The organism is Deltaproteobacteria bacterium (assembly GCA_030654105.1).
In the GTDB taxonomy this organism is placed as follows: domain Bacteria; phylum Desulfobacterota; class SM23-61; order SM23-61; family SM23-61; genus JAHJQK01.
In genome coordinates this window covers 1-15027 of the sequence record JAURYC010000020.1, presented here as the reverse complement: position 1 = coordinate 15027, position 15027 = coordinate 1, and the positions used below count along the sequence as shown (strand labels likewise).

14 protein-coding genes and 1 tRNA gene are annotated in these 15027 nt (G+C 50.4%); 4 read left to right on the top strand and 11 right to left on the bottom strand.

Annotation, left to right across the window (positions count from 1 at the left end):
- Window positions 1–2418 (bottom strand): acyl-CoA dehydratase activase (locus tag Q7V48_00780; GenBank protein ID MDO9209275.1); only part of this gene is annotated, 2418 nt, incomplete at its 3' end.
- 202 nt (window positions 2419–2620) lie between these two features.
- Here Q7V48_00780 and Q7V48_00775 point away from each other — a divergent pair.
- From Q7V48_00775 to Q7V48_00765, 3 genes are all read left to right on the top strand, one after another.
- A tRNA-Pro gene (locus tag Q7V48_00775) sits at window positions 2621–2697 on the top strand.
- Window positions 2698–2929: 232 nt separating this feature from the next.
- Window positions 2930–3535 (top strand): TraR/DksA family transcriptional regulator, encoded by a 606-nt coding sequence (locus Q7V48_00770; protein ID MDO9209274.1) that lies wholly within the window; start codon window positions 2930–2932, stop codon window positions 3533–3535.
- 161 nt (window positions 3536–3696) lie between these two features.
- Window positions 3697–4509, top strand: coding sequence for a sulfite exporter TauE/SafE family protein (locus Q7V48_00765; protein ID MDO9209273.1), 813 nt, complete (start codon window positions 3697–3699; stop codon window positions 4507–4509).
- 100 nt (window positions 4510–4609) lie between these two features.
- Here the strand turns inward: Q7V48_00765 and Q7V48_00760 are convergent, their stop codons facing one another.
- The 10 genes from Q7V48_00760 to Q7V48_00715 form a co-directional block, all read right to left on the bottom strand.
- Window positions 4610–4810, bottom strand: a complete 201-nt coding sequence (locus Q7V48_00760; GenBank protein ID MDO9209272.1) for a cold-shock protein — start codon at window positions 4808–4810, stop codon at window positions 4610–4612.
- Window positions 4811–5192: 382 nt separating this feature from the next.
- Entirely contained in the window at window positions 5193–5996 is an 804-nt protein-coding gene (locus Q7V48_00755) for an SDR family NAD(P)-dependent oxidoreductase (protein ID MDO9209271.1), read from the bottom strand.
- Window positions 5997–6010: 14 nt separating this feature from the next.
- Window positions 6011–7195, bottom strand: coding sequence for a CoA transferase (locus Q7V48_00750; protein MDO9209270.1), 1185 nt, complete (start codon window positions 7193–7195; stop codon window positions 6011–6013).
- A gap of 211 nt (window positions 7196–7406) precedes the next feature.
- Window positions 7407–7796, bottom strand: coding sequence for a carboxymuconolactone decarboxylase family protein (locus tag Q7V48_00745; GenBank protein ID MDO9209269.1), 390 nt, complete (start codon window positions 7794–7796; stop codon window positions 7407–7409).
- Window positions 7797–7935: 139 nt separating this feature from the next.
- Window positions 7936–8190 (bottom strand): DUF6282 family protein, encoded by a 255-nt coding sequence (locus Q7V48_00740; GenBank protein MDO9209268.1) that lies wholly within the window; start codon window positions 8188–8190, stop codon window positions 7936–7938.
- Between the two features lie 145 nt (window positions 8191–8335).
- Complete coding sequence (locus tag Q7V48_00735; protein ID MDO9209267.1) at window positions 8336–9853, bottom strand: tripartite tricarboxylate transporter permease; 1518 nt, start codon at window positions 9851–9853, stop codon at window positions 8336–8338.
- A 12-nt stretch (window positions 9854–9865) separates the two neighbouring features.
- On the bottom strand, window positions 9866–10324 hold the full coding sequence (locus Q7V48_00730) for a tripartite tricarboxylate transporter TctB family protein (GenBank protein ID MDO9209266.1): 459 nt from the start codon (window positions 10322–10324) through the stop codon (window positions 9866–9868).
- Window positions 10325–10378: 54 nt separating this feature from the next.
- On the bottom strand, window positions 10379–11353 hold the full coding sequence (locus Q7V48_00725) for a tripartite tricarboxylate transporter substrate binding protein (protein ID MDO9209265.1): 975 nt from the start codon (window positions 11351–11353) through the stop codon (window positions 10379–10381).
- Window positions 11354–11413: 60 nt separating this feature from the next.
- Window positions 11414–12565, bottom strand: coding sequence for a thiolase family protein (locus Q7V48_00720; protein MDO9209264.1), 1152 nt, complete (start codon window positions 12563–12565; stop codon window positions 11414–11416).
- A 27-nt stretch (window positions 12566–12592) separates the two neighbouring features.
- Entirely contained in the window at window positions 12593–13000 is a 408-nt protein-coding gene (locus Q7V48_00715) for a Zn-ribbon domain-containing OB-fold protein (GenBank protein ID MDO9209263.1), read from the bottom strand.
- Between the two features lie 479 nt (window positions 13001–13479).
- Between Q7V48_00715 and gltX the strand changes: the two genes are divergently transcribed.
- Window positions 13480–14874 carry a glutamate--tRNA ligase gene (gltX, locus tag Q7V48_00710; GenBank protein MDO9209262.1) on the top strand — a complete coding sequence of 465 codons (1395 nt, stop codon included), beginning with the start codon at window positions 13480–13482 and terminating at the stop codon, window positions 14872–14874.
- Window positions 14875–15027: the final 153 nt, after the last annotated feature.

Here is a 15027-nt window from a genome sequence, read left to right as displayed (position 1 = left end):
CTGTTCTAAGTTCTTTCGCTCCCAGCCGAAATGGATGACTGGGGTGAGGAGTTTCACTCCATGGGACTTAAAATCGATAGCCGATTTGACGGCATAGGGGAAGGCCTGAACGTAAGGACAGGTGAAGGACCGGTCCAGGGATGGATGGCTTAAGGGCATGTTGATTACGCTGGGCAGGAAAATCGTGTTCACCCCTTTATCGATCAGGTCCAAAAGATGGCCGTGGGCCACCTTGATCGGGAAGCAAGTTTCAGATACGCTCTTCTCCACCCCTTTATTGATGAGCCGCTTATTGGTCCTTTCGGAAATGACCAGGCGGAACCCCAAAGAAGAGAAGAATGTTCTCCAGAAGGGCATAAGCTCATGGAAATGGAGCAAGCGCGGAATGCCGATGGTCGGTGTATCTGCGGCCAAGGATTTCTCCTCTACATAGGAGGCCATCAGGGCCTCTTCGCGCTCGGCAAAGAGGTCGGGGAGATCCTCGCGGCGTTGGCGCGTCCGGTCCACCTCATATTTCTCGCAGCGGCTCCCGTAGAACAGGGGTTTCTCTCCCTGGACCGTGACCTTGCGGATCTCGCAATGGTTAGGGCATTCCTTGCACTCAAAAGAGCTGAGCTCATAGGGCCGGTTACTTAAGTCCCATCCTTTGAAGTTGGTCTTACCGGATTTGTTTTCCTCCATGGCCAAAAGGGCACAGCCGATGGCCCCGGTTACCTCGTTGTGCTCAGGCACGGTGATCTTCTTGCCCGTCACCTTCTCGAAGGCTGCCACTACTCCCTTGTTAAAGGCGGTCCCGCCCTGGAAGAAAATATTATGGCCTACCCGTTTTTCTCCCACTACCTTGTTCAGATAATTGAGAACGATCGAATAGGAAAGGCCTGCGATCAGGTCTCTGTTCTTGGCTCCCTTTTGCTGATGGTGGACGAGGTCTGATTCCATGAAGACCGTGCAGCGCTCGCCAAGAGAGATCGGAGATGGGGAGCTCAAAGCCAGTTGGCCGAACTCTTCCTTGATGGAGATTCCCAATTTTTCAGCCTGCTCTTCCAGGAATGAACCTGTCCCCGCAGCGCAGACTTTATTCATCTCGAAGTCTACAATGGCACCCCGATCCAGGGAGATGTACTTGGAATCCTGGCCGCCGATCTCGAAGATTGTGTCGACATTCGGGTCAATATGCGCCGCCGCGGTGGCTTGGGCGGTGATCTCGTTGCGGATGACGTCTGCACCCACGAAGTCTCCGGTAAGGTATCGGCCAGAGCCTGTGGTGCATACCCCCTTGATCTCTACCAGGTGGCTAACTTCATCACCCACCTCTTTCAAGCCCTGACGGATGGCTTCGATGGGCCTGCCGGCAGTCATCAAGTAGCGTTTAGAAAGAACCTTCTTGTTCTCGTCGAGGACGACCACATTGGTGGAGATGGACCCCACATCAATACCCAAATAGGCGGGAATCTTTTTCTCTCCCGGGGTTCCTTGCAGAAGCTGCCAGGTGTTTTCCTTCTGATGGTGTTCGGATAGGGAAAGCGGCTCAAGAGTCACATCCGGCGTGCCTGGACGATTCACATATTCCCGCAAACGCTCCAGTCCTCCAAATTTCTTCCATTTTTCCGGGGCCTCCAGGGTAAGAAAGGCCGCCCCGATGGCTCCCATGGAAGCGAAATGCTTGGGGATGATGAACTCGTTTTCTTTTAATTCTAAGACATCGAAGAAGGCCTTGCGCATGCCGGCATTGGCTGCCACGCCGCCCTGAAAAGAGATCGGGCGAAGGAAATTCTTCCCCTTGCCGATGTTCGACCGAAAGTTGCGGGCCAGGGCATAACATAGGCCGGCGACGATGTCGTAATCCGGGGTGGCGCCCTGCTGCAGATGAATCATATCGGTCTTGGCGAAGACGCTACACCTGCCCGCGATGCGGGGAGGAGTCTTGGATTTCAGAGCCAGGTTGCTGAATTCTTCTATGGTCAATTGCAGACGGTTAGCCTGCTGGTCCAGGAAGGAGCCGGTTCCCGCAGCGCAGATGGTATTCATGGAAAAATCCAGGATTTTATAATCGCCGTTTTGGGGGTCGCTTTCCGCCAGGATGAGTTTGGAATCTTCTCCGCCCATCTCGATGATGGTTTTCACTTGGGGATAGAAGAAGATGGTGGATTTGCCCTGGGCAATGATCTCGTTGACAAACTCGCCACCCAACAACTTGGCAATGAGCTTACCAGCCGTTCCCGTGACCGAGATGCTCTGAATCCTCTCCGCGGGGACCCGGGAAAGGATCTCGGTAAGGACGGCCAGAACCGTTGCTAATGGTTGGCCTTTGGTGCGGGTGTAATGCTCTTCCACGACGTTTTTTTGGTCATCGATCAGGACGGTGTTAGCGCTAACAGATCCAACGTCCAATCCTAAGTGCAGGCCATCTTTTTTCATCCGATCGTAAAACCTCCGTCACAAGAAATTTCAATTACGGAATCGTGCCCGGGGGGAAAAGGGGCGAGAAAATTCGGAGATTTCAAAATATAAACCTTTCTCCCCAACCCCAATGATTTATATCATATAAAAATCTTAGGGAAAAGGGGAAAGAGGAAAGTCCTTGACTTTCTTGTTCTATCCCCTTAGTATAAAAAATTGTCGGGGCGTAGCGCAGCCTGGTAGCGCACCTGCTTCGGGAGCAGGGAGTCGCTGGTTCAAATCCAGTCGCCCCGACCAGAACTTTTAAGAAATAAACTCCCAGGAGTCCTTTTGCTTTAAATGACCTTCTCTTTTCCCTCCTGAAAATTCCTCTTATCGCCAAAAACCTTCCTTTTTTATTTTTTTTCGGATCTGCGAATTTTTTTGTAAAAATTTGTAAAAATTTTCTTGACAATATAAAAATATACTGTACATTTAGTAACTTTAAGTGTATTTGAGGTTCATTTTCCCAGAAGGGAGGGAGACCTTCATGGCCACCCAACGGTCTGAGAAAAAAAAGAAAAAAGCCCCGGCCAAGAAGCCACCGGTTAACCTCAAGAAAAAGAAAAAACTTATTAAACCTAAACCACCCAAGAAAAACATGATCAAAACCCCTGTAAAACCAGCAGTGAAAACTAAAATACCTAGCAAAGGCCCTCCCATAAAGGCCACAAAGGATGCGAAAGAGGGAATCCGGAAATTGCTTTTAGCGATGCGGGACAAGTTAGTCAAGGAAATCTCCGAAAACCGTATCCCTGAACCTTTGACGGCCCCATCCAACATCGGAGACTTGGTTGATCAGGCCGGGGATGAGCGTGATCGAGAACTTTCCCTCCTCCTCACGGGCCGGGACAAAGAAAAGCTTATGGCGATCACCGAGGCCCTGGAAAAAATCAAAGAAGGGACATACGGCATATGTGAGGAATGCGGAGAAAAGATTGGCCAGGGTCGTCTGAAAGTGATGCCGTTAGCCAAGCTGTGCGTATCGTGCCAATCAAAACTGGAAAAAGAAATGAGCATTCTAAGAAAGACGGAAGAAGACCTCACTTACCAAGGGTTGGCCTATGCTACCAGCATAGAGGAAGAAGAAACCTAAAGATTCAAGGATCTGGGTTAGTTCCTCTCCTGCTCCTTAATCCCGGTACCTGCCGGGATTAATTTTTTATCATTCTTCTCCATATTCCTTTCACCTTTGTTTTAATTGCTCGGCTGTAAACGGCCGTAATTTTTAAGAATATTTTCATCGGGAAAGATAGCGTGGAAGTCTCCTTTTATAACATTTTGCAATTCGCTTTAATCGGGATGGTCGTGGGATTTTTAGGAGGATTTCTGGGCGTGGGCGGGGGGATTATCCTGATCCCTCTTCTGTGCTATTGGGCTTTTCCGTCAATGAACATTTCCCCTGAGGTCATTGTTCATCTATCCTTTGGAACCAGCTTAGCCATTATTATCCCCACTTCTTTATCCGGTTCCTTTGCTCATTCCAGGGTTGGCAATGTCATCTGGCGGGTAGTCTTTCAATTGGCCATCCCCGGTATTCCCGGATCCTTGCTTGGTTCAACCCTTGCCGCCTATTTAAAAGGCCCCTTACTTATCAAACTTTTCGCGTTACTTTTAATCGTTCTATCCGTCCTGATGCTCTTCCAGAAAAAGGAAGTGGAGGAATCCGGGGAGTTTCTCTCTCCCCCGTTTTTTCCTACTTTATTCGTTGGCTTCTTGGTGGGAGTATTCTCTGGTTTTTTCGGCCTGGGCGGGGGGGTAATTGCCATCCCGCTAATGGCTCGATTCCTGGGTATTCCCATTCATCGGGCTTTGGGGATTTCCATTGCTTTTGTTTTTTTCGCTTCTCTCGTAGGCACAGCTGGGTATATCTTTAACGGGTTGGGCAAACCCAACCTACCCTCTTTTACCTTAGGATACGTGCACCTCTTGGGTTGGCTGCTTGCAGGAGTACCCAGTATCTTCCTGGGCCAATGGGGGGCCGGTTTGGCCAACAGAACAAGGCCCTTGCGCCTCCGCCGGGTCTTTGCTGGGCTGCTTTTGCTCGTGGGAATTCGCATGCTTCTCTAACTGCTTTGGGGCAGGCGCATGCATAGAGATGGAAAATGATTAAGGCACCTCGCGTCTCTCGAGGTGCCTTATACTGGCGAGAACCAGATTTTTTTAAAAATTAAATGATCTGGACGTTCTTAGCCTTAGGGCCCTTGGCTGTTTCTTCAATCTCGAAACGCACCCTCTGGCCTTCAGTCAGAGTCTTGAAACCGTCTCCTGAAATGGCTGTGTAATGCACAAAAAGGTCCTGTCCGTCATCCTGCTGGATGAAGCCAAAGCCCTTTTTTTCGTTAAACCATTTCACCTGTCCTTCTGCCATAGCGATATCCCTCCTTTTTGCTGAATGCTTCTTGGAATAAGCCCGGATATCGCTCTGGCCAACAAAAAAGGCCATTGAGAATGATAAACAACACTCCCAATGGCCATCTTACATGTCTCCCAAAACTACCATCCGACTCATCCATCTAAATATTACCTTTGCTTGCAAAAGATGTCAATAAAAAAATATGGGAAAAAATCTGTTGTAAAAGATCGTCGGAAGAAAGTTGTCAAAGTATCACCCATTTCGTAACATCCTCCCTTGACAAAAACAAAATCCATGCCGGTTAGAGAATCCTTAAATTCTTTATTCCTTACCTCGGCACTGCCGAGGGATAATGCGATAAGGAAAAGAATGACCAACCTTTTCCAGGGGATGATTTTCAGCCTTTAGTTACAAACCTTTTGCGCCATTTCTGATAGGTTTCAAAGTCCATCCAGGCTAAGAGTTCTCCCCCGTCCACATCAAGGGCTTGTCCGGTGATGATCTCCGCCTGGTCGGATACGAGAAACAGGACCGCTTTGGCCTGATCCTCAGGCAAAGCCCATCGTCCTATGGGGAACCTCTTAATTTCCTCTTCCATTTCTTCTGGAGTAACCCTTTCTCGGATGCGGGGAGTTAAGGTTCCGCCGGGACAGATGGCGTTTACTGTTATCCCATAGGGGGCCAATTCATAGGCCAGATGTCTGGTAAACCCTAACAACCCTGCCTTGGCTGCGGTGTATGCGGCACTCCCATGGTAGCTGATTTTTTTGGCCGCAACCGAAGAGATGTTAATAATTCGTCCATATCTATTCTTTTGCATTATGGGGATGACTTCTTTGCAACAAATGAATGCCGCATTCAGGTTGGTGTCAATCACGCGTCTCCACACCTCATACGGCATATCCTCCACCATCAGAGGACTCCCCACTCCGGCGTTGTTTACCAAGATGTCCACATGGTCAAAATCTTTAAAAACCTCAGAAAACATTCTTTTAACTTCTTGCTCATTGGAAATATCTGCTTTGGCCCATAGAGCTTTAACTCCCAATTTTTGGATGGCTTGGACAGTTTCGGGTCCTTCTTTTTCAAGAAGATCATTGACGACTACATGGGAGCCATGCTCCGCCAGCAGAAGAGCGATTGCCCGGCCGATCCCTCTCGCCGCTCCAGTTACTAACGAGACTTTCCCTTGCAATCCCATTGATTATCTCCTTTCTATAGAACTTTATTTTTTCTTAACGCCTCGATTTGTTCAAGGGAATAACCCAAATATTCGGAAAGGATCTCCTCCGTGTGCTGCCCCACCGTAGGGGCTCCGGTAAAAACCTCTTCCTTTATTTCCGACGACTTGATGGGATTCCCCACCATCTGAATCTTCTCCCCCAAATGATCCACTGAAACCACCATATTTCGGGCCAAGACCGAGGGATTCGACAAAGCCTCGGCAAGATTGTTCACCGGACCCGCCGGAACATCACTTTTAATCAGCAGGTCAAGCCATTCATCCCGCTCCCTCTCCTGGAACTTATCCTCCAATATTTTCATCAGAGCATCACGATTTTTCAGCCGGGCGCTCCTAGAGTTGAAACGGGGATCTTTGCCCGCCTCTTCGATCCCCAGCACCTGACATAAATTCTGGAAAAATTTATCCTGGGCGGCCTCGATCGTAAGGTACTTCCCATCTTTGGCCATGAAGGCACGGATGGGAACTGTTGACACATGGCCCGAACCAATGGGCTCGGGAATCACTTTTTCCAGGAAATAATATTGGGCCCGGTAGGTCATGAGGGCAATCTGGGCATCCAGCATAGCGATATCCAGACGCTGCCCCCTTCCAGTCAACTGCCGGTAATAAAGGGCGCCAAGAACGGCCATGGCAGCATACATCCCTCCTCCCAAGTCCCCCATCGGATAGCCCAGGCGAACCGGCGGTCTGCCGGGTTCCCCGGTAAAACTCATGACCCCCCCCATGGCCTGGATCAATAAATCCAAAGCAGGACGATCCTTGTAGGGACTGTCCGATCCAAACCCGGTGACTGAACAAGAGATGATCTTCGGGTTCACTTTCTTCAGGCTCTCGTAATCAATCTTCAGCTTCTCCAGGGTTCCCGAGCGGAAATTGTCGTAGACCACGTCCGAGATTTTTACCAGCTCGTAGAAGATCTCCCTCGCTTTTTCGTTGCGGAGATTCAAGGTTATACTCTTCTTATTCCGGTTAAAGCTCAAGTAGTAGGCGCTTTCCCCTTTATGAGTGTAATGAACCGTAGCCCGGCTGAGATCCCCTCCCTCCGGGTTCTCAATTTTGATCACCTCCGCTCCCAGGTCAGCTAAGATCAAGGTTCCAAAAGGTCCCGCCATAATTTGGGATAGATCCAAAATCCGAACTCCTTTTAGGATCATGTGGTCCCTCCTTAAAATGAGGAGTGCATCCATCCCAGAATCTTAAGTTAGCTCCTAAGGGATGGATAAGGACGAGTGTTGGGCCAGGGCTCTGCCCCTTTAACTCAAAATGGAGCTGGCAGGGCGTTTGCCGCGTCCCTCTGAGGGTTCAGGATAACCTTTAACCCTTTCCGGTGAATCAGCGTCTCGAAACCCTCCTTGGTTTTCTCCTTTACTTTTTACCTTTTTCTTCCTCCACAATCCTCATGAGAGCGCGGATTCCGCTGTCAAAGGCGGGGCCTCCCCCTGGGATGATGGTTGTTTCGATGGCCTCCAGGAGTTCCTGTTTGGTGGCTCCATGCCTTAAGGCCCTTTTCATATGTTCATATACACCGTTATCGCATTGCCGGAAGGCAAGAACCGCGATGGCGACGAATTCTCTTACTTTCAAGGGGAGGGCCTTCCCCGCCGATAGGCCGTTTTTGTAAAGATTGTTATAAGCCTCCATGAAATCAGGATCTATGGTGGCCACGTAGTTTTTCGCCAGGGATACGTACCCCCTGTCTTTCTCCATCTCGGCCAGAAGCTTTTTCACCCTCTTCCCTTTATTTTCCCGGGGCATTCTCAACCCTCCTTTCTTGAGTTTATTTACCCCATGCGATGGGGTTCGATGTTCTTTTCATTTCGCTAACCTTCCAACCTCAAAAGCTTTCTCGGGTTATCCACCAGCATGATCCGAAGGTCCTCTTGGGAAAGTCCTTTCAGGAAAAGCCGTTGAGATCGATCGCTCCCATCAAATCGGTGTAAATGCCCGGCTTGATCAAAAGCAGGGCGGCAGCCAGCAGAAGGGCCCTCTGAAAATAGGTACACCTTTGAAAAAGCCAGCCTTCTACTCCCGCTGCCAGGGCGTCCCTGGCCACTTCCAGCATATTCTGCCGCCGGGGCGGAGATTCATAGCTGGCGTGGACGTGAAGATCCACGGCCCCGGCCATCAAAGCTTGGATCGTTGACATCATGTTTAATCCCCCCTTTAAATTTACCGCCTTCCTTCTGATCAGGAATTTATTTCCCTTTTCCAAAAGAGAAGTCGCGTTTCCTGGGGGCGGCTTGAATCCTAAGGGTGCAAAATAAACCCCCTGGAAGCCCTCGGCTCATAGCCTATCATTCATCCCTCGGCAATTCAGCGGCCAGGCGCGTCTTGCGCCCGGCTACCCACCGGATGGCTGGGAGAGCCAGCAAGATGATCGCGGTAACAATAAAGCCTGCGGAGATGGGTCGGTTCAAAAAAATCAAGAAACTCCCCCCTGACATGATGAGAGATTGCCTGAGGGCATCTTCCATCATCAAGCCCAAGACCATTCCCAAGAGCAATGGAGCTCCTTCGAAACGCACCTTCTTCATGAGGTAACCGATTACTCCAAAGATAACCATGATTAGAACATCAAACTTGTTATTGTTGATACTGTAAGCACCAATCAAGCAAAAAAGAAGAATGAGTGGAAACAGAATGGGATAAGGGACTCGTAGCACGCGAACCCACAGGCCAATCAGGGGAAGGTTCAGGATTAATAACATGATGTTGCCGATGTACATGCTCACGATTACGCCCCAGAAGAGATCCGGGTTTCGGATCATCAATAGAGGTCCAGGCTGCAGCCCATAGATCAGCAGAGCTCCCAACATCAAGGCCATCACCGGATTGCCAGGAATACCCAAAGTCAAAAGAGGAATGAATTGTCCTCCGGCACCTGCATTATTAGCCGATTCTGGCCCGGCTACCCCTTCGATGGCCCCTTGGCCAAACTGCTCGGGATGCTTGGAAAAACGCTTCTCCATTGCATAAGAAGCAAAAGAAGAGAGCACGCCCCCTCCCCCTGGAAGAACTCCCAGGAAAAATCCGAAGAGCGACCCTCGAATAATCGGCATGGCCGAATCTTTCCATTCTTTCAAGTTGGGAAGGAGGTGGGAAATTTTAGCCTGTAAGATATCCCGCTTTCCCATGGATTCTTCGATATTGTACAGAACCTCCCCAATCCCGAAAATACCCATGGCCACGGGAACAAATCCGATACCATCCTCCAGGGTGGCAATCCCATAAGTGAAGCGTTCATAGCCAGAGATGTTGTCCAGGCCGACAAAGCTGAGAAGCAGCCCCAGGCAGGCCATCATCAAAGCCTTGAGCATCGAGCCATGGGCCAGATAAATTACCAGGGTCAAACCGAGGACCATAAGGGAAAAATATTCCGGAGGCCCAAACTGGAGGGCCACCGCTGCCAGAGGAGGGGCTAAGAAGGTCAGGGCTACCACAGCGAAAGTACCGGCAAAGAATGAGCCGAATGCCGAAATCCCCAAAGCTGGGCCGGCTCTGCCCTGGCGAGCCATCTGATGGCCATCCAGACAGGTTATCACCGAGGATGCTTCTCCAGGAATATTGACCAGGATAGAAGTAGTAGATCCCCCATACATGGCCCCGTAATAAATTCCGGCCAACATGATGATGGCCCCCACGGGAGACATTTTGAAAGTTGCCGGAAGGAGCATCGAAATCGTGGCCACCGGTCCAATCCCGGGGAGAACTCCGATCAGGGTTCCCACAAAGACCCCTACGAAGCAATAAAAAAGATTGATAGGCTGCAGGCATATCGAAAACCCGTAGAGAATGCTATCGAGATAGCCCATTCAATTGTCCTTCTATAGCCTAAAAAGGCCTACGGGGAGCTGAACCTTCAGGCCCACCTTAAAAATCAGATGGGTCAACAGCGTTACCAAGATAGTCTCAGTTAACACTAGGCCCCATTTCTGATTCCCGACAAACCGGAATAGGAAGAATAAAAGTAACAACGTGCAGATGATGAACCCCAAAAATTCCATCAACAAGGCGTAGGCTAAGAGGGAGCCCACGGTCAAAAGCACGCCTGGCCATCGTCCTTCCCCAATTAAAAATTGAACCTGGACCAGAGCGGACTTGCGCAGCCCTGCCTCTATCCATAAAAAAGCAGAAAGCAGGGCCAGGATGAGGCCTACCCCCAGGGGAAGGAATCCCGGCCCTGGTTTCCCCAAGCGGCCTATCGGCATCAGAAAAGATTGCCAGATGACGATGAGGGCCAAAACAAGAAAGAGAATGCTGCAGATTCTGTTATAATGCTTCATAGAAAATCCCTGACAGAAAGGGAGGAAATCATCCGGACCATTCTCTCTTGGATTTCACTTTTCCTGTTCCTTAATTCCAGTCGCGCGGATAAATTCCCCCCAGATTTTATAATGCTCTTCAATATTTTTATCTGTCTCCTTGCCACCGGCGAATGTAGCCGGAAATTGGATGTTATCAAGGAACTTGAGGTAGGCGGGTTCTTTCATAGCTTTGAGATAGGCGACTTCCAGTTTCTTTTGAATCGGATCGGGAAGGCCTCTTGGGGCAATAATGACCAAATATCTTCCCCGGGGAAATCCTTTGTAACCCAATTCCTCCAGGGTGGGTACATCGGGAGCAGCCTTCATCCTCGTTTTGTTATAGCTGACCAATAACCGCATCGCTCCATCCCTGACAAATTGAACGTGAGTTCCGGCCGCAGACCAGGCTTTAATATGGCCGCCGAGCAAGGAAGTGGCCAGTTTAGCCCCTCCCGGAATGGGCACGTGCTTCCAGTCAACCCCTCCTTTTTTAAAGGCCAGGTATTCCATGATGATGTGGCCCCCCGTCCCGTATCCATCGCTGCCGTAAATGAGCTTTCCAGGATTTTTCTTGCCATAATTCAAGAATTCTTCCAGGTTTTTCCAGGGGGCGTCCGCCTTAACCACCAAGCCACAGGTATACTCGGTATAGGTGGCAATCCAGGTAAAGTCTTTTTTGACATCGTAGGGAACTTTTCGCAAATGGGGAACCTCGGCGAAGGCAGTGGCCGACAGGCCACCGAGGGTATACCCATCTGGTTTTGCATTCGCCACCAAGTTGGCACATACAGTGTGGGAGGCCCCCGCTTTGTTGACCACCACGATTGGTTGCCCAAACTCCTTACTGACCATCTCGGAGAGAATTCGAATTCCGAGATCCGTGGTTCCCCCGGCTGAGGAGCCACAGTAGACCGTGATTTCCCTATCGGGGTAATCAGCCTGAGCCAGGATTGGAGCCAGGAGAAATAAGCAAACCCACCCCATCAGAAAAACCTTCATCTTTTTCATGATAAACCTCCTTGGATTGATAACTGACTACAAGATCCTACTTGGAAAACGCTTTTCTCTTTAACGTTTCAAAATGATGACAGTGGAAGCTCCGGTATCTTGGGCTACAAACCCTCCAGAACAGTGGGCCAGGCCGACTTTCGCCCCTTTTACCTGCCTTTCCCCAGCCTCCCCTCTCAATTGCCAGACTAACTCGGCAACCTGAGCAACCCCTGTGGCCCCTATGGGGTGACCCTTGCAGAGGAGTCCGCCGCTAGGATTGATGGGGAATTTTCCTCCCAATTGCGTTATTCCCTCTTCCGCCATGCGCCCTCCTTCTCCTTCCTTACAAAATCCCAAATTTTCAATCCGGACAATCTCGGCGATAGTGAAGCAGTCATGGACTTCAGCAAAATCCAAATCCTGGGGGCCAATTCCCGCCTTCTCATAGGCCTCTTCGGCCGCCCGCTGCTCGATCTCATTCACGGCGATATTCCGCTGGCTCTCATAGGTTCCCGACTTGAGGGCCGCCGCGGCTACGTAGATGAGTTTGGTGGTATATCTTTTGGCCACTTCCTCGCTGCAAAGAATGGCCGCCGCCGCCCCATCGGTAGTCGGACAGGAATCGAGCAAGGTTAAGGGATAACAAATCATCGGGGATTTTCTCACTTCTTCAACAGTGGTTTCTTTGGGATAATGAGCGCGGGGGTTTAATTTCCCATGCTTCCGATTTTTCACGGCTACTTTGGCCAGCTGTTCCAGGGTGGTGCCATATTGGGCCATATGCCTTTGAGCCCGCATGGCCCACATTCCTGGAGGGGAAAAGCCGGCAATGCCCTCGAGGGTATCCCCAATGCGACTCAGAGGAGCTGGACCCCTCCCATTTAATTTTTCCACTCCGATTGCCATAGCGATGTCATAGAGCCCTGACCCTACAGCCATCCACGCTTCTCGAAAGGCCGTAGACCCGCTGGCGCAGGCATTCTCCACACGCGTCACCGGGATTCCCCGAATCCCCACGCCCTTTAGAATTTCCTGGGCTACGCAGCTGATAAATCCTGTTTCCCTTCTCTCGGTGAGGTTCCCTAAATAGGCAACCTGAATATCTTTAGGACTCATGCCGGCATCCTTCATGGCTTCCCAGGCCGCTTCTCTTCCCATCTGTTCCACAGGAATTTCTGGAAATTTGCCAAACTTCGTCATCCCTACCCCGATCACGACTACAGTTCTCATACCCTTCCTCCTTTTTCTTTGACACCCTCAAACAAGCCGAAAGCGAAAACCCATGACTTTTTCCCCGGATGTATCCTCACGAATTTCCTCCAGCACGAGCTCAACGGGTGCACCCAGCTTCAAGATTTCAGGTTTCCAATCGACGATTTTAGCGAGAGCTCTTACCCCCTCGGGCAGGTCTACATAGCCGTAGGCATAGGGGACGGTGAAACCCTTCGGGGCAAGCGATTCCCGTTCCACGATGGTGAAGGAATAAAGCGTCCCCCGATTGCTGAGGGGATGCTCCTTCAAGGATCCTGCGGTAAAGCATTGCGTGCAGAGTGCTTGCTGGGGGAAAAAAAACGCTCCACAGGCACTGCAGCGGCTTCCCAGAAGATGGGGCTGCCCGTCTTCTGGTGAACCCAAAGTCAATATCAACGGGTTAAAAGAAACCATGGTCACCTCTCCTCGAATAATGATAAAATATAGTCCTTCCTGCCGACAAGGCTATCTGTTCTGGATTCATTTAAAATAAGATTGAAATCGGCTAAGCTTATCGGTCTCCATTTGAAAATGATTTGAAATGGCTCGAAAAATTACATCAAAAGAAATCTCCACTCCGTAACGACATGGTTCACAAGTTTCAAGGTTGCAAGAAAATTTATGCCCAAAAAAAAGAGGATGTCAAGAAAAATATTAAATATTAAATACCCCATATGATGTAAAATCTGGACAAAAATGACAAAAAAGATAGCCCCTTAACCAACGCCCCATTATGATTTGCGAAGAATTCTTTCCTATGGGTCTGGCAACCGACTCGAATAAAATTTTTTTCATTTTAAATATCCATAAAAAGGTGGAGAGGTTTTTAAATCCTCTTGACCGTCGCCGAGGCCATGGCCTAAGATAGAATAAAAAATATGAGAGAAATGTTCATGGACTCTGTTATCTTACGTTTTGCCCCCAGCCCAACCGGGCACCTGCACATCGGGGGAGCGCGGACGGCCCTCTTTAACTGGTTGTATGCCCGCAACCAGGGAGGAAAATTTATTCTGCGCATCGAAGACACCGACCAGGTACGCTCTACCAAAGAATCCATCGATGCCATCCTGGAGAGCATGACCTGGCTCGGCTTGGACTGGGACGAAGGTCCCATCTACCAGACGGATCGGTTATCTCTCTACCGCGAGCATGTCCATAGGCTCCTGCAAGAAGGCAAGGCCTATCCCTGCTACTGCTCACCGGAAGAATTAGAGGAGAAACGCCAGAAGGCCTTCCAGGAAAAACGGAAACCCAAGTACGATGGCCGCTGCCGCAACCTGCAGGCACCCCTTCCAGACCGTACGCCGGCCATCCGCTTCAAGGCTCCGCAGCAGGGAGTGACCATTTTGCGTGACCTGATCAAAGGGGCGATTGAGTTCGAGAACGCGGAGCTCGACGACCTGATCATCCAGCGCCGCGACGGATGGCCCACTTACAACTTCAGCGCCGTGGTGGACGATGCTACCATGTCTATCACCCACGTCATCCGTGGTGACGACCATGTCAACAACACTCCCCGGCAGATCCTCCTCTATGAGGCCTTGGGCTATCCTTTGCCCCAGTTTGCCCATGTTCCGATGATCTTGGGGGCAGATAAAACCCGTCTTTCCAAGCGCCACGGGGCAACCTCGGTTATGGCTTATAAAGAAATGGGATACTTGCCTCAAGCGCTGGTGAACTATCTGGTGCGTTTGGGCTGGTCCTATGGCGACCAGGAGGTTTTCAGCCAGCAGGAATTGGTGGAGAAATTCTCTTTGGAGAACGTCGGAAAATCTGCAGCCGTTTTCAATACCGAAAAGCTCCTTTGGCTGAACGGGCTCTACATTCGCCAGGAAAAGCCCGAGACCCTGGCTGAGCTCCTCCTGCCTTTCCTGGAATCAAGAGGGCTGAAGCCGCGTTCCATGGCCTGGCTTGGAGAGGTGGTCAAGACCCTCCAGGAGCGCTCCAAGACCCTGGTGGAGATGGCCGGGCAGGCCGAGTTCTACTTCCGGGACGATTTCCCAACGGATGAAAAAGCGGCGGCGAAGCACCTAACCCCCAACATCAAAGAGCCTCTGGAGACGCTTAGCGCCAAAATAAATTTATCTCCCGAGCTCGACGAGAAAGGCCTGGAAGAGATTTTCAAAGAGATTGTTACCCAAAAAGGGTTGAAGTTGGGGGCGATTGCCCAGGCGGTTCGGGTGGCCCTCACTGGCAAAGCCGCCAGCCCGGGGATTTACGAAGTGATGAAGATTTTGGGAAGAGAAGAGGTGCTGAAAAGGCTTTCCCGGGCGGTGAATAAGCTTTAACAGTCTATCAAATGCGGAATGCCGAATGGGGAATATGGTATCGATCTTCTCTTCTGGAATTTCCGCCCCCGGGATGAGGGCCTGGTCTTTTAAAGAGATGTCTCCGGTATAATAAAGCTGGCGTCGACCCTGCTGAATCAAGAGCCCCGCCGC